The 21,167-nt window shown below is 52.8% G+C and carries 19 protein-coding genes and 2 pseudogenes; 13 read left to right on the forward strand and 8 right to left on the reverse strand.

All coding sequences use genetic code 11. The features are described from left to right. Nucleotides 1-17 precede the first annotated feature (17 nt). From ACVLVH_RS01190 to ACVLVH_RS01210, 5 genes are all read left to right on the forward strand, one after another. A complete protein-coding gene (locus ACVLVH_RS01190; RefSeq protein WP_498948432.1) occupies nt 18-1,106 on the forward strand; it encodes a YncE family protein in 1,089 nt (362 codons plus the stop codon). Nucleotides 1,107-1,222: 116 nt separating this feature from the next. After that, a complete protein-coding gene (locus ACVLVH_RS01195) occupies nt 1,223-2,116 on the forward strand; it encodes a dihydrodipicolinate synthase family protein (RefSeq protein WP_498948434.1) in 894 nt (297 codons plus the stop codon). Nucleotides 2,117-2,237: 121 nt separating this feature from the next. Next, nucleotides 2,238-2,453: a YdgH/BhsA/McbA-like domain containing protein gene (locus tag ACVLVH_RS01200; protein ID WP_007890154.1), complete on the forward strand. Its 216-nt coding sequence runs from the start codon at nt 2,238-2,240 to the stop codon at nt 2,451-2,453. 194 nt (nt 2,454-2,647) lie between these two features. Then, nucleotides 2,648-2,863 (forward strand): YdgH/BhsA/McbA-like domain containing protein, encoded by a 216-nt coding sequence (locus ACVLVH_RS01205; RefSeq protein WP_110866788.1) that lies wholly within the window; start codon nt 2,648-2,650, stop codon nt 2,861-2,863. A 142-nt stretch (nt 2,864-3,005) separates the two neighbouring features. Next, the gene (locus tag ACVLVH_RS01210) at nt 3,006-3,317 is read left to right on the forward strand and encodes a cupin domain-containing protein (RefSeq protein WP_498948437.1); all 312 of its coding nucleotides are present in this window, start codon (nt 3,006-3,008) and stop codon (nt 3,315-3,317) included. Between the two features lie 202 nt (nt 3,318-3,519). Here the strand turns inward: ACVLVH_RS01210 and ACVLVH_RS01215 are convergent, their stop codons facing one another. Beyond that, on the reverse strand, nt 3,520-4,209 hold the full coding sequence (locus ACVLVH_RS01215; protein ID WP_277975050.1) for an N-acetylmannosamine-6-phosphate 2-epimerase: 690 nt from the start codon (nt 4,207-4,209) through the stop codon (nt 3,520-3,522). Continuing rightward, on the reverse strand, nt 4,206-5,765 hold the full coding sequence (locus tag ACVLVH_RS01220) for a PTS transporter subunit EIIC (protein WP_277975049.1): 1,560 nt from the start codon (nt 5,763-5,765) through the stop codon (nt 4,206-4,208). Before ACVLVH_RS01220 ends, ACVLVH_RS01215 begins: the two co-directional genes overlap by 4 nt. Before the next feature lie 151 nt (nt 5,766-5,916). On the opposite strand from ACVLVH_RS01220, the gene ACVLVH_RS01225 reads away from it, so the two are divergent. Continuing rightward, a complete protein-coding gene (locus ACVLVH_RS01225; protein WP_498948439.1) occupies nt 5,917-6,744 on the forward strand; it encodes a MurR/RpiR family transcriptional regulator in 828 nt (275 codons plus the stop codon). 119 nt (nt 6,745-6,863) lie between these two features. Here ACVLVH_RS01225 and ACVLVH_RS01230 read toward each other — a convergent pair whose 3' ends face one another. The 5 genes and pseudogenes from ACVLVH_RS01230 to ACVLVH_RS01250 form a co-directional block, all read right to left on the reverse strand. Continuing rightward, a complete protein-coding gene (locus ACVLVH_RS01230) occupies nt 6,864-8,801 on the reverse strand; it encodes a MacB family efflux pump subunit (protein WP_137387291.1) in 1,938 nt (645 codons plus the stop codon). Continuing rightward, the gene (locus ACVLVH_RS01235; protein ID WP_498948441.1) at nt 8,798-9,973 is read right to left on the reverse strand and encodes an efflux RND transporter periplasmic adaptor subunit; all 1,176 of its coding nucleotides are present in this window, start codon (nt 9,971-9,973) and stop codon (nt 8,798-8,800) included. The genes ACVLVH_RS01230 and ACVLVH_RS01235 overlap by 4 nt, the downstream gene beginning before the upstream one ends. Before the next feature lie 512 nt (nt 9,974-10,485). Beyond that, the gene (locus ACVLVH_RS01240) at nt 10,486-12,186 is read right to left on the reverse strand and encodes an ABC-F family ATP-binding cassette domain-containing protein (RefSeq protein ID WP_498948443.1); all 1,701 of its coding nucleotides are present in this window, start codon (nt 12,184-12,186) and stop codon (nt 10,486-10,488) included. Between the two features lie 364 nt (nt 12,187-12,550). Next, nucleotides 12,551-13,699, reverse strand: a complete 1,149-nt coding sequence (locus ACVLVH_RS01245) for a glycosyltransferase family 4 protein (RefSeq protein WP_280173189.1) — start codon at nt 13,697-13,699, stop codon at nt 12,551-12,553. Nucleotides 13,700-14,091: 392 nt separating this feature from the next. After that, nucleotides 14,092-14,172: pseudogene (locus ACVLVH_RS01250) on the reverse strand (hypothetical protein); the annotation flags it as partial. A gap of 7 nt (nt 14,173-14,179) precedes the next feature. On the opposite strand from ACVLVH_RS01250, the pseudogene ACVLVH_RS01255 reads away from it, so the two are divergent. The 5 genes and pseudogenes from ACVLVH_RS01255 to ACVLVH_RS01275 form a co-directional block, all read left to right on the forward strand. Continuing rightward, nucleotides 14,180-14,443 (forward strand): annotated as a pseudogene (locus ACVLVH_RS01255) (MFS transporter); the annotation flags it as partial. A 94-nt stretch (nt 14,444-14,537) separates the two neighbouring features. Then, complete coding sequence (locus tag ACVLVH_RS01260) at nt 14,538-15,020, forward strand: glutathione peroxidase (protein ID WP_192413138.1); 483 nt, start codon at nt 14,538-14,540, stop codon at nt 15,018-15,020. A 158-nt stretch (nt 15,021-15,178) separates the two neighbouring features. Further along, nucleotides 15,179-15,937 carry a MurR/RpiR family transcriptional regulator gene (locus ACVLVH_RS01265; RefSeq protein ID WP_192413137.1) on the forward strand — a complete coding sequence of 253 codons (759 nt, stop codon included), beginning with the start codon at nt 15,179-15,181 and terminating at the stop codon, nt 15,935-15,937. Nucleotides 15,938-16,054: 117 nt separating this feature from the next. Continuing rightward, the gene (locus ACVLVH_RS01270) at nt 16,055-17,563 is read left to right on the forward strand and encodes a PTS transporter subunit EIIC (RefSeq protein ID WP_217548371.1); all 1,509 of its coding nucleotides are present in this window, start codon (nt 16,055-16,057) and stop codon (nt 17,561-17,563) included. 18 nt (nt 17,564-17,581) lie between these two features. Next, on the forward strand, nt 17,582-19,015 hold the full coding sequence (locus ACVLVH_RS01275) for a 6-phospho-beta-glucosidase (RefSeq protein WP_498948446.1): 1,434 nt from the start codon (nt 17,582-17,584) through the stop codon (nt 19,013-19,015). Between the two features lie 38 nt (nt 19,016-19,053). On the opposite strand, the gene ACVLVH_RS01280 is transcribed toward ACVLVH_RS01275, so the two are convergent. After that, the gene (locus ACVLVH_RS01280) at nt 19,054-19,740 is read right to left on the reverse strand and encodes a RipA family octameric membrane protein (RefSeq protein ID WP_498948753.1); all 687 of its coding nucleotides are present in this window, start codon (nt 19,738-19,740) and stop codon (nt 19,054-19,056) included. A gap of 178 nt (nt 19,741-19,918) precedes the next feature. Here ACVLVH_RS01280 and ACVLVH_RS01285 point away from each other — a divergent pair, with 178 nt between their 5' ends. Both ACVLVH_RS01285 and ACVLVH_RS01290 read left to right on the forward strand, forming a co-directional pair. Further along, the gene (locus ACVLVH_RS01285) at nt 19,919-20,272 is read left to right on the forward strand and encodes a DUF1428 domain-containing protein (protein WP_455844331.1); all 354 of its coding nucleotides are present in this window, start codon (nt 19,919-19,921) and stop codon (nt 20,270-20,272) included. Between the two features lie 225 nt (nt 20,273-20,497). Further along, entirely contained in the window at nt 20,498-21,139 is a 642-nt protein-coding gene (locus ACVLVH_RS01290; RefSeq protein WP_498948449.1) for a LysE family translocator, read from the forward strand. Nucleotides 21,140-21,167: the final 28 nt, after the last annotated feature.

Raw genomic sequence — 21,167 nt, forward strand, 5'->3', positions numbered from 1 at the left:
CATTGATGGAGTTGAGCATGAAATCGTTATTTAGCCCGCGCAAAGCCGCCGTAGCGGCAGCGATCGTCGCTGCATTCAGCCTGACCGCTTGCCAGGCTCCGGCGAAAAAAGCCGAAGCGCCAGCCGCCGCTGCCAAGCCAGTTGATACTTCTTTGACCCAGCGTACGCTGGGCGATGGCCTGTATGAAATGGCGTATTCGCCTGCTGCGAAAGCGTTATACGTTGCCAGCGCGCAGAGCTTTAAAGACGTTAACGGTGGTGTAATTTATCGTCTCGACCCAACCACACTGGAAACCAAAGGCGTTACGCATACCGATTTGAAAAACTTTGGTACGGCGATCAATGAAGCGGGCAACGTGTTCTACACCACCAACTCGCTGGATGGCGCTATCTCTAAAGTGGATGCGCAGAGCGGCAAAGTGCTGGAACGTTTAGTCTTCCCAGGTAAGAAAGATAAAGAAGGTTATCCGGCGGGCGCGCGTGAAGTGCTGTGGCACGGCAACGAGCTGTATGTCGGTCGCGTAGCCGATCCGGGTTACATCTCGGTGGTTGATGAGAAAACCTTCAAGCTGAAAGCCACCATCAAGAATGCAGGCAAATGGGTAACCGGCATCATCTATTCCCCGCTGACTGAGCGCATTTACGCGACCAACGGCGCGGGCGAAATTCTGGTGATCAATCCACGCACCCACAAAATTGAGAAGCGCTGGACCGCCGGCGACGGTAAAGACTATCTGTTCCTGAACATGGCGGAAGATCCGGCTACCGGCCGCCTGTTCGTAACCGATGATTCGAAAGGCAAAGCCACGCTGGTGTTTGATGAGCGCACTGGGAAAGTGATCAAGCGTATTGAAGGTGATGCGCTGGCGATTAAATTCAACGCTAAGCGTAATGAAATCTACATCAGCCAGCGCGAATCGAAGAAAGTGCTGCAGCTGGATGCCACCACTTACGCGGTGAAAAATAGCTGGTCGTTTGATAACAACCCAAACAGCCTGCTGATTGGCCCGGACAACAACACGCTGTATGTCACATTGAAAGCGGAGTTCAACAAAGACTCCTCAACCAAAGGCCAGGATCAGATTGCGCGCATCGCGCTGAAATAATCCCCGACCTGTAGCGATAATCCATGCCCTCGTAAGAGGGCATTTTTGTTTCTGATGGCTTATAACAGTGCAGGTGAGGCTGTTTTCCTCTGTTAATAATGAATAAGGCGCTGGCTATGTTTAAAGGTTTGAGTGCGTTTCCCCTGACCCCGCTTAATGCTTCGGGTATCGACGAGCACGCTTTTCTCACTCTCCTCGTGCGGCTCACTGAAGCAAAAGTGGATTCGCTTGGCGTGCTGGGATCCACCGGTAGCTACGCCTATTTCACGCGCGAACAGCGCAAGCGCATCACGACGCTGGCGGTGCAACATGCGGAGGGGATTCCGGTTATGGTCAGCATTGGCGCGGTGAGCACCGATGAAGTGCTACGACTTGCCGAGGATGCGCAACAGGCCGGTGCCAGCGCATTGCTGCTGCCTGCGGTTTCCTATCAGAAGCTTAACGATGACGAGGTGTTTGGCATGTATCAGGATGTCACGCGCTACGTTTCGCTGCCGGTGTGTATTTATGACAATCCAGGCACCAGCCACTTTGTGTTCTCCGATGCGCTGCATGCGCGTATTGCCACGCTGCCGTATATCGCCTCGATAAAAATTCCCGGCGTGCCTGCCGATATCACCGCTGCTACGCAACGGGTCAGCGCTTTGCGCGCTCAATTGCCAGAAGACGTCACTATTGGTGTCAGCGGTGATGCCTTTGCCGCAGTGGGCCTAAACGCCGGTTGTGAAGTGTGGTATTCCGTGTGCGGCGGACTGTTCCCGCGCACCGCTAAAGCGCTAACGGATGCTGCGATGGCAGGGGATTTTGCATCGGTGGCTGAACAGTCGCAGCGGCTGGAACCGCTTTGGGCGCTGTTTACCCAACATGGCGGCAGTATCCGCGTTATCTCTGCAGCGGCCAGCGCGCTGGGCCTTGTAGAGAATGATTGCCTGCCGCGCCCGTTACGTTCGCTGTCGGCGGCGGATGTGGCAGAAGTCAAAAGGGTCATTACAGAGCTCGATCTGGCGTAGTGATAATGAGTTGATTAACTGTGATCGCACTAATAGTTAATCTGATAATAGTTTCAGTGGTTATCATTGTTTCCATCGAAGGCGCATAGCCTTCAAATCAAACAACCAAAGGAATACGACCATGAAAACTATCAAAACTCTGACCATCGCCGCTGCTGCTGCTCTTTCACTGATGTCTGCTGCCAGCTTCGCACAGACCGTTTCAGCAACCTCGCTGACTCTGGATGGTGCTGAAGCGAAAATCGCTGCGCAGGCAAAACAGAACGGTGAGCAGTACAAAATTTTAGAAGCGAGCAACGGCAACGTCGTACACATGACCGCAGAACTTTACAAATAACGGATGGTTGCATACGGATGTGCCAGAACAGGTCGCCTACGGGCGGCCTTTTTTGTCGATATAACGCAGAAACTGTATAGTTACGTAAGTTATCGTGATCGCACTAATGGTTAATATTGAAACGATAACCTGAGTTACTATTATTCTCATCGAAGGCACACAGCCTTCTCGTTAAACCACTAAGGATTATGACCATGAAAACTATCAAAACACTGTCTATCGCCGCTGTTGCTGCTCTTTCAATGATGTCCGCTGCTAGCTTTGCTCAGAGTATATCTGTTGAGTCATCTACTCTGGATGGCGCAGAAGCGAAAATCGCAGCGCAGGCGCAAGAGCAGGGTGCTCAGTATAAAATTACTGAAGCCAACACTAACAACCGCGTACACATGACTGCCGAGTTATACAAATAAGTTAATTGCACAAGCAGTTGTGTTAAGGCCGCCTTCGGGCGGCTTTGTTGTATCTGAATGTCCGTAAATGGCCTGCGCATGTCCCGCCGCACGCCCGGGCTGTGTGTATCATCAACGCAGTTCTCCCCCGCACGGATATCGCATGAAAACCTACGTCAGCAAAAACTTCTCTCCCGCAAAAGCCTGGGATGCGTTAGACATCGCCAACTTCTTCGGCACCAGCGTGCGTCTGCACTGGACCAATCAACCTTACAAGTGGCACATCAATGATGGCGAGGAAGTGTTTGCGGTGCTGGATGGTGTGGTAGAAATGCATTACCGCGAAGCAGGTGAGGTGAAGAAAGTGCTGCTGAATAGCGGCGACATTTTTTACGCCAGCATCGGCACCGAGCATGTTGCGCACCCGCAAGGCGAAGCGCGCGTATTAGTGGTCGAAAAAGAAGATTCGGTTTAACGCCGGATACTGACTCACCTAAACACGCTAACGCATCAAGTGTGTTAGCGTGTTTGAGATTCACAATCGTGTGAAAAGTAACCGCCTGCGCGCATCGGGCGCGGTGTGGTGCGAGGCGAGTTTTATCCACAGGTTAACGGCGACTCTACGCACGGGGATTGTGGATAACCTTAGGCGAGGTGCCTAATGGGCACCTCAAAAATTAATTGATGGCATTCACAAAGCGGCGCGTTATCTGCTGTGGACGCGTAATCGCGCCGCCGACCACCACCGCATGCGCGCCCAGCGCCAGACAATGCGCCGCCATTTCCGGCGTTTCAACATTCCCCTCGGCAATCACCGGCACCTTTACCGCAGCCAATACGTCACGCAGGAAGCGGCAATCATCGGCGGCCAAATAGCAGCCTTGCGTTTCTGCGGTGTAGCCGTGCAGGGTGGTGCCGACACAATCGAAACCTAATTGTGCCGCCTGACGCGCTTCTTCCACCGTGGCGATGTCCGCCATCAGCAACAGTTGCGGATAGCGTTGGCGAATCGCTGCCACCAACGCCGGCAGCTGCAAATCGCCGGGACGTGTGTGTAACGTGGCATCCAGCGCAATCATCGCCGGATTCGCCACCATCAACTCATCCACTTCCCGCAGCGTCGCGGTGATATACACATCGCTTCCGGGATAGTCGCGCTTAATAATGGCGATAATCGGCAAATCCACGGTTTGCATAATCTGCTGCACGTCGATCAGGCTGTTGGCGCGAATCGCCGCCGCACCGCCTTCCATCGCCGCTAACGCCATGCGCGACATAATAAACGGGCTGTGTAACGGCTCATCTTCCAGAGCCTGACACGAGACCACCAGTTTTCCCTGAATCTGGGCCAGCATCGGTGCTTTCATAGCGCGAGTAACTCCTCTACTTCATTTTTGATAATGGTGACGTGCGCGCCATAAATCACCTGCACGCCTTTGCCACGTTGGATCACGGCGCGTGCGCCGGTAGCTTTCAATGCGTTTTCATCGAGTTTGCTGCTGTCGATGAGCGTGATGCGCAGACGGGTGGCGCAGCAATCCAGTTCGGCGATGTTCTGCTTGCCGCCTAAAGCCGCGATCACCTGCAGTGGACGCTCTCCGGCGACCATAGGCACAGTTTCAACGCTGGCGTCTTCGCGCCCCGGCGTTTTGAAATTGAAGCGGGTGATCAGCAAGCGAAAAGTAAAGTAATAGAGCAGGAACCACGGCACGCCAACCAGCGGGACATACCACCAATGGGTTTTCGCTTCGCCCTGCAATACGCCGAACAGAATGAAATCAATCAGGCCGCCCGAGAAGGTTTGGCCGATGGTGATGTGCAGGATGTGGGCGATCATAAACGCCAGCCCATCAAACAGCGCGTGGATGACATACAGCATCGGCGCGACAAACAGGAACGAGAACTCAATCGGTTCGGTGATGCCGGTAAGGAAAGAAGTCAGCGCCGCCGACAGCAGCAATCCGGCCACGCGTTGACGGTTTTCCGGCTTAGCGGTGTGGTACATCGCCAGACACGCGCCGATCAGGCCAAACATCATGGTGATGAAGCGCCCGGACATAAAGCGCGCGGTGCCAATGTAGAATTGTTGCGTGTGGGGATCGGCAAGCTGGGCGAAGAAGATGCGCTGCGTGCCTTCCACCAGATGTCCGTTGATCACTTCGCTGCCACCGAGTGCGGTGGTCCAGAACGGCAGATAGAAGATGTGATGCAGGCCGAACGGGCCGAGCATGCGCAGCACGAAGCCGTAAATAAAGGTGCCGAAATAACCGGTGGCATCCACCAATCCGCCCATGCCAAAAATCAGCTTCTGGAAATGCGGCCAGACGATGGTCATCGCCGCGCCCACCACAATGGCGACCAAGGAGCTGATAATCGGCACGAAGCGCGAGCCACCAAAGAAGCCAAGGAACTGCGGCAGGGCGATTTTGTTGTAGCGATTATGCAGCATGGCCGTCACCAGCCCGATCACCACGCCACCAAATACGCCGGTTTCCAGCGTCTGAATGCCGAGCGCCATGCCTTGTCCCACCGCGCTAAGGTTGCCCTGCGCCAGCACGCCGGTCAGCGTCAGCAGCGCATTGATGGTGGCGTTCATTACAAGATAAGCCAGCAGCGAGGCCAATCCTGCGGTGCCCTTGTCGCTTTTGGCCAATCCTACCGCTACGCCAACCGCAAATAGCACCGCGAGGTTGGCGAACACCACCGATCCGGCGCTCGCCATGATGGTGAACATGCCTTGCAGCCAGGCGACATCGAGGAATGGATAGGCTTTGACGGTGTTGGGATTGGAAAGTGCGCCGCCAATGCCCAGCAGCAAACCGGCCGCCGGTAGCACGGCGATCGGTAACATGAACGACTTACCAAACCGCTGGGCTTTTTCAAACCAACCCCCTGAAGAGGCACCGCTGAACAGTGATGACATAAATTTTTATCCCTGAAGTGATTTTGTGGTGAAAATTATTATCACAATCTCATTCATAAGATGAAAATTTCCATCATTATTGTGATAGCTTTCACTTATGCCCTAATCTGCTGCACACTGTGCGCCATAATGTCGTGAAGAAGAGGCCGCCATGACGGACAACGAAAACATCTTGCTGCACCTGCGCCAGGGCTTGCCGGGCTACAGTCCGACGCTGCAAAAGCTGGGCGATTTCATCCTCACCGACCCGCAGAAAGTGCTGTATCTCACCATCACTGAATTAGCGCGCGAGACCGACACCAGCGAAGCAAGCGTGACGCGGCTGTGTCGTCATCTCGGCTGCAAAGGCTATACCGAATTCAAAATGGCGCTGGCGCTGGATGTGCAACACAATCAGCCCGCCGCCGTCGCTAGCGGTGACAGCATCGACATGCTGGTGGAAGAAACGGTGCAGGCGCTGCGCGATACCGGGAAATTCATTAACCGCGAGGTGCTTCAAAACGCGGTGGAAGCGCTGCATCAGGCTAAAACCATCCAGATCTACGGCGTGGCGGCCAGCGCGATTACCGGTGAGTATTTGCACTATCGCCTGTTGCGCTTAGGTAAATCGGCGCAGCTGTTTGGTGATATGCATCGTGCGGCGATGAATGCCTCGACGCTCAGAGAGGGCGATTTGGTGATCGCCATCTCCGCTTCCGGCTCGACTAAAGATGTAATGCATGTGGTTAAGGTGGCGAAGAAGCAAAACGCGCGCGTGCTGATGCTGAGCAACACGCTGCGCAGCCCGATGGGCAGCTTAGCCGATATGCTGTTAGTGGCTGCGCGGCCGGAAGGCCCGTTCAACGCTGGTGCGCTGAGCGGTAAAGTGGGTGCAATGATGTTGGTGGAAGTATTGATTAACGAGTTGATGACGCATGATGCCCGGTATCAGGCGGCCAGCCAGCAGACAGCAACGGCGACCTTGCCGATGTTGATGTAAAACGGCAAATCCATAGCGGCGCGATTTATTGCGCGTTTTTACACAAGTAAAAAGCTCAAAAGAGCGCGATAAATCGCGCCGCTACGGAACAGTGCTAATAGATTAAAGCGGTATTTCAGTTATTCGCTTGCCAATGCCGCCACCGGATCCATGCGTGCGGCTTTGCGCGCGGGCAGGTAACCAAAAATCATGCCGATGATGGTGGAGCAGGCAAAGGCCGCGCCTGCTGATTGCCATGAGAAGATCGCCGTAATCATGCCGCCCGCCAGCAGGCTGATAATCGGACCAATCACCAGCGCCAGCGCGACGCCGAGCGATCCGCCCACCAGACAGACTAAAACTGCTTCGATCATAAACTGCTGCATGATGTCGCCGCGCCGTGCGCCCACCGCCATGCGCACGCCGATTTCATGGGTGCGCTCCGTTACCGACACCAGCATGATATTCATCACGCCGATGCTGCCAATCATCAGTGCAATTGAGGCGACCAGCAGTATCAACAGCGTTAACGTCGCGGCGGCATCTTCAATCGCTTTGCGGTATTTATCGCGGTTGAACACCAGGAAATCTTTGCTGCCGTGACGCGCGGTTAGCAGTTGCGTCAGCGATTCCACCGCCGGGCCGCTCACCACATCGTCCTTCAGCTTAATGCTGATGCTGGTTAGCGCGGTTTGCCCGCTGATGCGATACATCACGGTGCTCCACGGCAGCCACACGCTGAGGCGATTGGGCGACATGCCATCGTTATTATCCGCCACGCCAATCACGCGCACCGGCACCGAACCGAGCACGATCATCTTGCCAATTGGGCTTTCCCCGTGTTCGCCAAACAGTTTGTTGCGCGTGTTGGTATCGATAATGATCTCCTGACGCGCGTGGCGTTCATCGCTGAAGTTGCTGCCTTCCAGCAATTTAATGCCCTGAATCTGGAAATACGCTTTGCCGACGCCGTACACTGAGGTTTTGGACGCGTTGGAAAGATAGCGAATAGGCTGATTGGCGATCATTTCCGGGCTGACCGCTGCGACAAACTGCTGACGCCCAATCACGTCGGCATCGGCCATCACCAGCGTCAGCACCGGATGCGCTTCATCCTCGACAAAATCACCGCCGGCATAGATCGACACCACATTGGTGCCGAGCCCGGAAATACTCTCCAGCGTTTTTTGCCGCGCGCCCTGGCCGAGCGCCACCACCGTGACCACCGCCGCGATGCCAAAAATAATCCCGGTCATGGTCAGCGCGGTGCGCAGCCGATGCGCGTTCATGGCATTCAGCGCCATGCGCAATGATTCGCGAAAGCGGTCGAGCAAGCCGCGCAGCTTGCTCTGGCTTTTAGGCGCGGCGGGGACATATTGCGCGCGGGTTGCATCCTGTTTGCGGCCGCTGTCGGCAAAAATCTCGCCGTCCTGAATCTCAATAATGCGATCGGCGTGCTGCGCCACTTTCATGTCGTGCGTGACGATGATCACCGTGTGACCTTCGCGATTGAGATCGTGTAGGATGCGCAGCACCTCTTCGCCGGAATGCGAATCCAGCGCGCCGGTCGGTTCATCGGCAAGAATAATTTCGGCACCGTTAATCAGCGCGCGCGCGATACTGACGCGCTGCTGCTGGCCGCCGGACAGCTCGCCCGGTTTATGATGTTCGCGGCCCTGCAAACCTAAACGTGCCAGCAGATCCGCCGCGCGCTGCAGCCGTGCTTTGCCCTGCAGATTGGCGTAGATCGATGGAATCTCGACGTTGCTCAAGGCGCTGAGATCCGGCATCAGATGATAACGCTGGAAGATAAAGCCGATATGCTCGCGGCGGACTTTCGCCAGCGCATCCGGCGACAGCGTGGCGGTGTTTTGGCCACTAATGAAATAGTCGCCGCTATCCGGCGCATCCAGGCAGCCAAGAATATTCAGCAGCGTCGATTTACCCGAACCGGACGGCCCGATAATCGCCACCAGCTCGCCGCTAGCAATGCTCAGGTTAATGTCTTTCAGCACATGCAGAGATTGCGAACCGTTAACATAGCTGCGCTGGATGTTTTTCAGTTCGATGATATTCACATCAACACCTCGTCAGCGCCCGCCGTCTGCGTAGCAAGGATCACTTTCTCGCCGACTTTTAAACCGCTCAGCACCTGAATATCAACGCTGTCAGTGATGCCAGTGGTGATGATGCGTTTCACCGGCTGGTTATCCTGATCGGGGATTTCCACGTAGGTTTTGCCATCCGCGTCTTTCTTCGTCGCCTGCACCGGCACCAGCAAAGCGTCTTTAGCGGAATCACGCAGCAGGTTGACCTGCGCCGTCATGGAGATGCGCAGCGCGTTGTCGGGGTTTGGCACATCCAGCAGCGCGTTGTAATAGACTGCGGCGTTGGTGCTGCTGGCTGGCGTGCTTTCGCTGTTGCCCATCAGCGCGTCATCTTTCATCACCGATTCCGGCGCCAGTTCGAGGCTGCGCAGCGTGGCGTTGTAGCGCTTGTCGGGATTGGAGAAGGTGGTGAACCACGCTTGCTGGCCTGGCTGCACGTTGTTGATGTCGGCTTCGGAGATCTGCACTTTAATCGTCATGGTGCCGAGCTGCGCCAGCTTGGCGATGGTCGGCGCGGTTTGAACCGCATTCACCGTTTGACCTTGCTTCGTGACGATGGCGATGACCGTACCGTCCATTGGCGCCATGATGCGGGTATAGCCGAGATCGAGCTGTTTCTTATCCACCTCAATCTGCGCCTGAATCACGCGCGCTTTTTGCGCGGTTAATTCGGCGCGTGCACTGCGCCAGTCTTCTTCGGCGGTATCAAAATCCTGCCGCGAGATCGCATTGGTTTTAATCATCTGCTGCAAGCGCTGATATTGCGCTTGCTGTCGCACCAGCGCGGCTTCGCGGGTTTCCAGATCGGCCTGCGCTACGCTCAGCGCCGCCTGCGCGTTGCGCAAATCGCTGCGCTGCGGCTGATCGTCAATTTCGGCGATCAGCTGGCCTTTGCTGACGCTATCGCCAGCTTTGATATAGAGCTTTTTCACCTGACCAGAAACCTGCGCACCGACGTTGACGCGTTCGACCGCATCCATTTTGCCGGTGGCGGCAATCACGTTTTCGATATTGCCCTGACGCACTTCGGCGGTGACTACCGCGTTGGGTTTATTGCGTGAACCGGCATAATGCCAGATCAACAGCAGGAGAATGACGGCAGCGAGCGTGGCGAATAGCCACTTTTTCGAGATATTGAGCATAAGCGTCCCTTTTATGAAGCGAGAATCATAATCACTAAACGGGACAAACTGGAGAAAATTCGCCGGATTTATCTGGGTAATGCGCACTGGTTGAAAAATGATTAAAGTTTTCCGAATAGAAAGGGAGGCTGGGTTGTTTACAGCGTATCTGAGTCACTGATTGGGCGTAGGGGCGCCATTTATGGCGTAATGTTTGTCAGTTAAGCCAACGACGAGTGTGCAGACCGGGACCACTTTTGGTCCGGCGGTCCTCGCGCCGCTAGCGCGATACCTTCACTTCGCTCGTTTGCCTGACGGACCGGCGGAGACGGGACGTCCCTGTCCCGGCTCCGCCTTTCGCCCGCGTCCTGCGGGCTCTCCTGGCTTTCTCGCTTCGTTCAGCGCTGCGGATTGCCGGCCCAAAAGTGGTCCCGGCCTGCTCCGAAGCTTCAGTGCCCGCTACCTGTTCAAAGCAAAATGCTTGCTTAACTGACAAGCATTCCGCCATTTATGGCGACCGTTTCACTGCCGATTTACAGATCGAGCTGGGTTTTCAGCTTCGCGATCTCCTCACGCCACTGCGCTTGCAACGCGGGTTTCTGATGCTTCGGCTTACGCGCCAGATCCTCATCCAGTTTGCTTTCCACCTCTAATAACGCCAGCAGCAAAGCATCTTCATCCAACGCGTTTTCCGTCGCCGCAGGTGCAACAACCTCAGACATGGATATCACCTGTTCAGCACGCAGGCGCTCGGTCACCGCGTCAAAATCGTGCCACTGGCTGAGTTGCTGGTCCTCTATCAGCCAGAAACGATTGCAGCTGTTGGCGATTAACTGACGATCGTGCGACACCAGCAACACCGCGCCCTCGAACTGATTCAGCGCCTCCGCCAGCTCCTCTTTCCCTACCATATCCAGATGGTTAGTGGGTTCATCGAGCAGCAGCAGTGAATAGCGCGCCAGCGTCAGCCCCACAAAGAGTAAACGCGAGCGCTCGCCGCCGCTCAGTGATCCAATCAGCTGCTGGTGACGCAGATACGGAAAACCCGCAGCGATCAACGCCATCTTGCGCTGCTCATCGCTGAGCGGCGCAAAATGCGCCAGCGCATCACTTAGCGTTTCCGCATCGTGCAATTGATGCAGACTTTGATCGTAATAACCGAGGCGCGCGCGGGGATGAAAAAGCGTGCTATCTGCTTGTTGAAATTCACGCCACAAATGGCGCAGCAGCGACGATTTACCGCAACCGTTGCGGCCAACGATCGCTACGCGATCGCCACTTTTCACCTGCAGCGTTGGTAGTGAAAACAGTGCAGGTGCGTCATCGGCTGGCCGAATCGACATCTGCGGCAATGCCATCACGCGATCGGCGTCCAGCGCTTCACCTTGCAGCTGCAGCCGCCATAGCGATCCTTCGCTCAGCGTGGTTTGTGCTTCTTTCAACCAATTGGCGCGTTTCTCCATCTGCTGCGCTTTGCGCGACAAACCTTCGTTATCGTAAGTGCGGCCCCAGATCGCCAGACGTTTGGCGCTTTTTTCGACGCGTTCGATCTCTTTCTGCTCGGCCTGATAACGCTGCGTGTCAGCCTCATCCTGCTCGATCAGCGCCTGACGCGCCGCGCTGCAGGGCAGACGGAAGAATAGCAGACCGCGATCGCGCAGAATCCAGCTGCAGTTAGTCACCCGATCGAGCAGGGTGCTGTCATGGGAAACCAGCACGAAGCTGCCGCTCCAGCCGTTGAGGAAATTCTCCAGCCACAATAGCGTCGGCAAATCGAGGTGGTTGCTGGGTTCATCGAGCAGCAGCAGATCCGGTTGCAGGATCAGCGCACGCGCCAGCAGCAGGCGCATATGCTGACCGCCACTTAGCGTTGCGGCAGTTTGCGTTTGTTGCTCAGCGGTGAAACCCAGGCTGCCCAGCAGCGCTTCGGCGCGCCAGCGATCGGCTTGTTCCGGCAAGCGCGCCATCACGCCATCCAGCAGTGACGCGTTGTGCAGTTCTGTTGGCAGATGCTGCTCGATGCGCGCCAGTAAACAGTGATTAGCCGGCGTAACGCTGCCGTGGCTGGCTTCCAGTTCACCACTGAGAATTTTCAATAAGGTGCTTTTACCGGTGCCGTTATCACCCAGCAAACCGATGCGATCGCCTTTTTTCAGGCTGAAATGGATATCGTGAAATAGCGTGCCGAAGGCGTTATCGAAACCGACAGCGTGGGCGGACAGTAAAGTGCTCATGTGCTTACTCATAAGTTGCAGGCGCAAAAAGGCCCGACGTCAGAAATCGCTGACGACAACCCGGTAAGCCGGAGGAAGGGATTAGATTTTCAGTTAACTTCGCTCAGGACGGATTATCGCAGCACGAGTGCGGAAATGCCTGAACGCGGCCAATTACTGTAGAAGTGTGAGTAAATAAACAATTCACACAGTGGCATAGTAATCCTCCTTAGTTATCAGTGGGTGAATAAGTGAGCTGATGATAGTGGCGGAAAGGTCTGTTTTCCAGTTAAGAATGCCCGAAATGTTGGGAGGGCAGGTTATCCGTATGAGCAATGTGAACAATACCCATACAGAAAACGGTTAATTTCTTTATTTGTCTGGCTCAAAACCCCCTGTATATCGCACTCAGGTAATTTCTGAACTCCACAGGATCGTGTTCATTACGTATGCGAGCGACTGACTGTATAGCGCGCACTTTGACAATTTTTCTGTCGCTTAAGATATGTAAAATATGGGCTTTTAACTGAGAAACGATGGTGCTTCTCAGTGCGGCTTTATCGTTGAGCGATCCAACCGTCAGCTCCGACATGCTATTCAGTGGACAGCGAATCAGCCAGCCGGCATTTTCCGGATTGATTTCCGGCAAGGCTCTGACATTCGTCGTTATTACCGGGCAGCCGCAGGCCTGCATTTCCAGAACGGAAAAGCCGTATGTCTCCTGCCATGTGGGCAGCAGCCCGACATCAGAGGTCTTAATCAACGCCAGTACCGCGTCGTTGGTCAGCGACGTATAGTGCTGGAATAGAGGGCATTCACGAAGTGTATCCTCCACGCTTCTTCTAAATGCGTCATCATCCTGGAACGCCTGGTGAGCCACGTTATGCGTTTTGCCAGGATCACCAACCAGATTTACGCGTACGTCGTTCACACTTATCAGGTTTTCCCTTAATAACTGGCTAAAGGCTAGCACAACTTCTGCCCCTCCTTTGCGATAGAACTCCTTGCCCACGAAGGTAAAATTCAGCGGACCTCTTTCAACCAGAGCATTTTTTTCCTGCAGTACCGGCTGCGGGGGATGCAGTACGTGCAGTTTGGGCCCGATGATAGCCTGCTCCCTGGGGAAATGTTCCAGCAGCCGCAGTTGGATCTGACGTGTGGCTTCTGAGATAGCGATGATACCTTTGCAGCGCGGAGAGCAGACGTACCGGAGTTCCCGCGCCAGCTCGGGGTTGGCAAATTTGGGTATTCCCTCAACGGGAAGAACACGGGGCAGTTCGGTTTCAAAGGTCGCTACCCAGTCGCCTGGCCCCGAAGAAACTTCGTTAAAAAGGTGGATAATGTCCGCATCACCTGAAGACATCAGAGGCAGCGGACGAAAAATAAAGAGTTTATTTTTATGCAATAAGCGCCGCCTTATAACGTTGATCCAGGTCCAGATATTTCTGGGACGGTAATCCAGATAGCGATTTGCAGGGTCTGTAATGATGTTTCTCTTTTCCGGGTAGCCGTTTCCACCGACGATAATCTTCATTCTTCCCCCTGCTGGCGAGTGCAAAAAATTAACAGAATTAATTTAAATGTCCTCGTTATTAAGAGGATGAAAAAGTATTTAGTTTATGTAAGGCTATGGTTTTTCAGATAAGATCTGAATTCAACATGGTTATTCAGGCTGTTGATACCAGAGCAAAATCTGCTTTTTGCGCCGCTTCCCAACATGTCAAATTATGCACGGCCAAACAGCAAAAATACGTGTATTTGCTGGTGTTTAATCGATTTCCAGAAAACGTCGGGAGGGAGAGTGCCAATGCTGATTAAAGTTTCAGGTTGCTAAGAAGCCTTTATTTACTTCAGGATTAATTAACAGTGGGCGAATGAGAGAGATGATGATATTGACAGGTATACATATTTTCCATTGAAAATCATTTAAATTCTCAATGTATCAATAGCCGCGCGCAAAGTGGGTGACACATTGCGGTGCGGATAATAGAGAAATGACGCTTCCAGAGTAACCGTTGCCGTTTTGCTGAGCCTGTGGGGAATGCTTGCGACAGCCGCGCCAACCGGATGGTGGACATGGCTCGCGCGGACGCTACCAGAAGATGCAGAGGCAGGTGGTGGTCTGATGGTTGCTGTCATCCAACTCTCCATTGCGCTTGGATCAACCGTTGGGGGTTTGATTTTCGACAGTCTGGGTTGGCAAAGTGCTTTCGGCTTGAGTGGTTTATTACTTCTTGGTGCGGTAGTCATGACGTTTCACACATCACGTCTAACATGAATCACAGGCGCTTTAATCATAGAATAAGGCGCAAAGGCCGCTGATTAAAGCACCGTCTTTAATGCCGAACTGATTCTGCTCTGAGGATTAATACATGACCACCTTTCATCAACTTAATGCCATCAGCTTGCAAGGCCAGCCCATCTCTATGGCCGATTACGCCGGGAAGCTGGTTCTGGTGGTGAATACCGCTAGCCATTGTGGATTTACTCCTCAATATGCAGGCCTTGAAGCGCTCTACAAGAAGTACGCGGACAATGGGCTGATGATATTGGGTTTCCCCTGCAATCAGTTTGGCAAGCAGGAACCTGGCGGAGCCGATGATATCGCGCAGACCTGCCTCATCAACTACGGTGTGAGCTTCCCGATGTTCGAGAAAGTCGAAGTTAACGGCGCCGCAACGCACCCCGTATTTCGCTACCTGAAAGCCGAATTACCCGGTGTGTTGGGCGGGCGGATCAAATGGAACTTTACTAAGTTTCTGATCGGGCGCGACGGCAAACCGATCAAGCGATTTGCACCGATCACCAAACCTGAAAAAATGGAAGCGACGATCCTTACTGCGCTGGAAAACTAATATGCATTCCGCCATGCTTGATCCAAATTGTGCGAGCTATCACAATTAATACAATTTCTTTTGGTTTGCCGCGCGGGTTTACTCGTTAAACATCCCTTAGATGTCACGGTTTGTGACATGATAAGCGTCATAATTGAATCGTCAGGATGTTTGAATAGATGTTTAACGCCAGAAAACTATCAACCTTAAATGCCCTCGAAAGCAGCGTGCATAATTACATTATTAAAAACATCAATGCCGTTATTTATATGACGATAAGAGAGCTAGCTGATAATTCTGGCGTATCTACCGCGACTGTTCTGAGATTCTGTAAAAAAATGGATTTCAAAGGTTACTCAGAACTCAAAGCGAGTATGAAGTTGCACCTGAACAAAAATAGCACATTACTGATTCCTCATGGAGCCGAGGAAATATTGACCTTTTTTAAAAGCATCAGAAACGATGAATTTGATGAGATGATCAATCAGGCGGCTCAATACATTCGTGATGCCGAACGGGTGTTCTTTGCTGGCGCAGGCAGCTCTGGCACGCTTGGCAGGTATGGTGCGCGTTTCTTCTCTAATGTAGGCAAGTTCAGTAATCACATTGATGATCCCTATTATCCGGTGAGTACCGATATGGTGCAGAGTTCAGTGGCTATCGTGCTTTCTGTCTCTGGCGAAACTCCCGAAATATTGAAGCTTGCCAGGCAGTTTGTTATTCACAAGTGCAAAGTGATTTCTATTACCTGCAACCCGGATTCAACACTGGCAAAACTTTCTGACTTTATTGTTCCTTACCATGTTTCTCGCATTTTGATTGAAAGCGAATACGATATTACCACTCAGGTTCCGGTCATTTTTATTCTTGAATCGATAGGCAGAAAGCTGGTGGTGAATAATCTCAGCGATATGTCACGCGGTGTGACATTTTTGTAATTAGCGACCCGTTATAACATATTGTGACCTCGTGACATTGCCGGGATGATTTTCTAACATTGCCTGAATTAGTCCGCTCCTGATGGACTGAATTCCCTCTGGCAATGGAAGAAAACCATGGCAATAGATTATGCGGATTCTGCGAAAGAGATCGTTAGACTGATAGGTAGCGATAATAATGTGATAAGTGTGACACATTGCGCTACACGTCTGAGGTTTGTGCTGAAAGATTATTCTCTGGTCGAGGTTGAATCACTAAAGCGGGTAAAAGGCGTTATCACCGCGATGCAGGCCAGCGGCCAGATGCAGGTGGTGATTGGTAATCACGTTGGTGATGCTTACCGCGAAGTGCAGAATCTACTCACTTTCGACGAAAGTACAGCGGTACCACCGCCTAGTGTCGGTATGGTTAGCCGCATTATGGATATCATCTCCAGCATATTTGCGCCTTTTCTCTATCCACTGGCAGCCTGCGGTGTGCTGCAGGGCATCATTTCGCTGCTGACCGCCATCGACCTGATGGATCCTGCAAGCGGCACTTATCGCATCCTTAACTTCGTTTCGTGGACCGGCTTTACCTTCCTGCCCGTGATGGTGGCGTTTACCGCCGCCAAAAAATTCAATGTCAATCCGTTCACAGCGGTTATCTCCGCCTGCGCGCTGGTGTCGCCGGATTACCTTAATATGTTGACGGCCAACAAAATCCTTACCGCCAACTCAGCCGATCCAGCAGTGCAGGCTTTGATGAAGAGCGCGGTTGAAAATCCCGAAATTTCAAGGGTGATGGTGCAGATCGCTGGCATTCCGCTTGATGCCGCGCCGCTGACCTTTATGGGGCTGCCGGTAGAGTATTTGAGTTACACCTCGTCGGTAATCCCCATTATTTTGATGGTGTGGGGCATGTCGTATGTACAGCGTTTCTTCGAGCGCCTGCTTCCGATGGTGATACGCAACCTGTTCACGCCCATGTTCTGCCTCGCCATCATGGTTCCGTTCACGCTTCTGGCATTCGGTCCGATCGGCAATATGATCGGCGGCGCCATCGGTGGCGTCTATAACACCCTTTATCATCTCAGTCCTGCCATTGCCGGATTTGTGGTGGGTGCCTTCTGGATGCCACTGGTTACCTTGGGCGTGCATTGGGGCATCACGCCAGTGACCGTCGGTAACTATGCCACCCTGGGCTACGACACTTTTACCGGACTGCAAGCCTCCGCGGTATTCGGTATGGCGGGCGCGGTGCTGGGCGTATACCTGAAGGCGAAAGACGCTGAGCTTAAGCGCATGGCGCTTTCTGCGGGTGTAACGGCGCTGTTCGGCATCACTGAACCCGCCATTTACGGTGTGGCTCTGCGTCTTAAACGACCGATGATTTGTGGCTGCCTGGCGGGCGCTGCCGGCGGCATGATCGCCGGGGCTTTCAACGCGGTTTCATGGAGTTACTGCATTCCCGGCATTGCCGTCCTGCCGGTGTTCTTTAAAGAGGGGCACATGACGCAGTTCCTCGGCTTCCTGGTATCCATATTCGTCGCCTTCATATTGGGCATGGTTTTCTCTTGGGTCGCGGGATTCAAAGAAAACAGCCAACCTGACGTTCGCTCTGTGCCGCAGCCTGGCACCCTCTGATAAATAGAGATACAGATTATGAATAAGCCATTTCCAGAAAATTTCATGTGGGGCGGTGCTGTTGCCGCTCATCAGGTCGAGGGAGCCTGGGATAAAGGCGGTAAAGGCCCGAGCATAGTCGATGTCCTGACCAGCGGGGCGCACGGTGTTGATCGCGTCATCACCGCCGGCATTCAGGATGACTGCTTTTATGCCAATCACGAGGCATCAGACTTTTACCATCGCTATCCTGAGGATATCGCGCTGTTGGCAGAAATGGGCTTCCGCTGCTTCCGCACCTCAATTGCCTGGTCGCGTATTTTTCCACGCGGCGATGAAGCCGAGCCGAACGAAGAGGGGTTGCGTTTTTACGATGCGCTATTCGATGAGCTGCTGAAATACGGGATTGAACCGGTAATTACGCTGTCCCATTTTGAGATGCCAAACTTCCTGGTCACCGAATATGGCGGCTGGAAAAGCAGAAAGGTTTTGGACTTTTTTGTCCGCTTCAGCGCGGTGGTTATTGAACGCTTTCAGCACAAAGTAAAATACTGGATGACCTTCAACGAAATTAATAATCAGCGCAACTGGAAAACCCCGCTGTTTGGTTATTGCTGCTCGGGCGTTATTTTCACCCACGAGCCTAATCCTGAAGAGTGCATGTATCAGGTTCTGCACCATCAATTTGTGGCGAGTGCTCAAGTGGTTAAGTTGGGACATGAAATTAATCCTGCACTACAAATTGGATGCATGATCGCCATGGTGCCGCTCTATCCGTTTTCCTGTCATCCGGATGACGTGATGTATGCTCAGGAAGCGATGAGGGAGCGATTCCTATTCAGTGACGTGCACATGCGCGGTCATTATCCGGCTTATATTCTCAATGAATGGCAACGCAAGGGATACCACATTGCAATGGAAGTCGATGATGCGCAGATCCTGCGGGAAGGCTGTGCCGATTATATCGGGCTGAGCTATTACATGAGTAATGCGGTCAGTAAAGAAAATGCCGGCAGCGGGACGGCGCTTTCAGGCTTTGAAGGCAGCGTACCGAATCCGCACGTTAAAGCTTCAGATTGGGGCTGGCAGATCGATCCGGTTGGGCTGCGTTATGCGCTGAATATTCTTTATGAGCGTTACGAAAAGCCGCTATTCGTGGTGGAAAACGGTTTTGGTGCCATCGACAAAATGGATGAAAAGGGCGAGATCAATGATGACTACCGCATCGATTACCTGCGGGCGCATATTGAACAGATGAAGAAAGCGGTGACCGAAGATGGCGTCGATCTCATGGGATATACCCCTTGGGGATGTATTGACTGCGTATCTTTCACTACCGGCCAATACAGCAAGCGCTATGGCTTTATTTACGTAAATAAAAACGATGATGGTAGCGGAGATTTTTCCCGCTCAAAGAAGAAGAGTTTTGACTGGTATCGCCGGGTCATTGCCAGCAACGGCGAAAAACTCTAGCGAAATATGTGCGACAGGGATGTCGCACATTGAGATCCTTATGGCTTCTCTTTTTCTTCTTCAGCCGGAATCAGCGGTTCATCAATAGCGATGGATGAATTAGATTTCAGCAACTGAATATCCAGAATCACGTAGGTCATGGTGGTGATGAACAGTGAAATCACGCTGCCAATCACGCCGCTGGTGGTGAAAGTGAAATAGTTATACATCACCACCCAGGTCACACAAATAAACAGCGCTAGCGCAACGTTAATTGCCGATTGCGAATAATTCGTGGTGCGTGATCCCATTTCATTAATTTGCCGACTGAAATTCACGCCGCTGTATTTCTCCAGCACAAAAATTCCCTGTTCCCAGTTACGCAAGCGTCGAGCGCCGCTGCGAGTCAGAAATACGTACAGCAGCGAGATGAATAAACCAGAAAAAGCAATCAGTACCGGCACCGCTTCCAGCGCGTAAGCGAGGCTTTTATGGCTCGATGCCTGCGGCGTGAGATCCAGCGTTAACGACGCACCGAGTGCGGCATATAAAAATACAAACAGTAGCAGAAACAGCGCGTTGCGGCGCCAGTCGAGGTCGGCTTCGTGATTCTTCTGCTGTCGTGCGCTGTGTAGCGCCTGCTGTAATAACGTGGCATCGGTGGATGCGGTGTCAATACTCTCAATCTCTTCACCCAACAAACGGTGAATAAACGGCTGATCGGCCGGTTCAATGGTGATGCGCATAGATTTCTCGGTGACGTAACGATCAAAGGCGTCAGTGTAACGTAAATCGTCTGGCGCGCGCAGAATCTGCGAGTAAGCGCGCAAATTTTCATCTCTGTTTCGGCTCGGGTTGCACATCATTTATACAATTAATGCGCGGTTATTACTGACCGCGCAAATGACGACGGAGTAACGAGCTATGTCGTATGTTGATGGTTTTGTCGTAGCGGTGCCGGAAGCTAATAAGGAGGATTATCGTGCCATGGCGGCTAAAGCCGCGCCGCTGTTTAAAGAGTTTGGCGCCACGCGTGTTGTCGAGTGCTGGGCAGACGATGTTCCCGAAGGCACGCAGACCGATTTTTATCGCGCGGTAAAAGCCGAAGAGGGCGAAACGGTGGTGTTCAGCTGGATCGAATACCCATCGCGGGAAGTGCGTGACGCCGCCAATGCCAAAATGATGTCCGATCCGCGTATGAAAGAGATGGGCGAGAACATGCCGTTCGATGGTAAGCGTATGATCTATGGTGGATTCGCGATTTTGCTGGAGGCGTAGTTGAGTATTTGCAACTGCAGTGAATCGTAGCGGCGCAATTTATTGCGCAATGAATCGCGTCGCTACGAAATGCACGGTGATTTGATGCGGTACTTAATTGATCGGCCTTACGCGATTTGTCGCGCTATTTTTTTAATCATTGTGTGTCTCTTACTTCTATTGTGCGCAATTAATTGCGCCGCTACGATAGGTGCTGGAATTATTCACCCTTTACAAGGAGTCACTATGCTGGATATCACGCACTTTCCGCTTTTCCTCGCATCCGTATTTCTGCTGTGTATTACACCGGGACCGGATTTAGCTTATGTCGTAGGACAAAGCGTAGCGAATGGACGACGTAGCGGTGTGATATCAGCCAGTGGCGTAGCGCTAGGAAGTTGCACGCATGCCATTGCCAGCGCCGTCGGTTTGACGGCGCTAATTACCGCTTCGCCACTGTTATTTACGGTGATTAAATATATTGGTGCGGCGTATTTAATTTATCTGGGCAGTAAGATGGTGTGGGGAACCTTTTTTAGCCGTGAAGAAGAGAAAACACCGCAGGCTGAAATTCCACGCTCTAATACGCGCAACTTATTAGTTCGCGGTTTTATTACATCGATTACTAATCCAAAAGTATTGCTGTTTTTCATCTCCTTCTTCCCACAATTCGTGGTAGTTGATGGCGATCATCATGCCAGCTCGTTTCTGTTGCTCGGCCTGACGTATGCGGTTGTGGGTTTAATGACTGACGTGATATTTGCTCTGGTTGCTGGCAGCGCGGCTAGCGCGGTGTCGCGCAATGTGATGTTGCAGAAATTGCTTGATCGTGTGGTGGGCATCACCTTTATCGGTTTAGGCGTACGCCTGGCGCTGACGCGTCGTTAACAAATTCATCTCAGGAACAACGGCCAGC

The sequence above is a fragment of the Kluyvera sp. 1366 genome, from assembly GCF_054823405.1.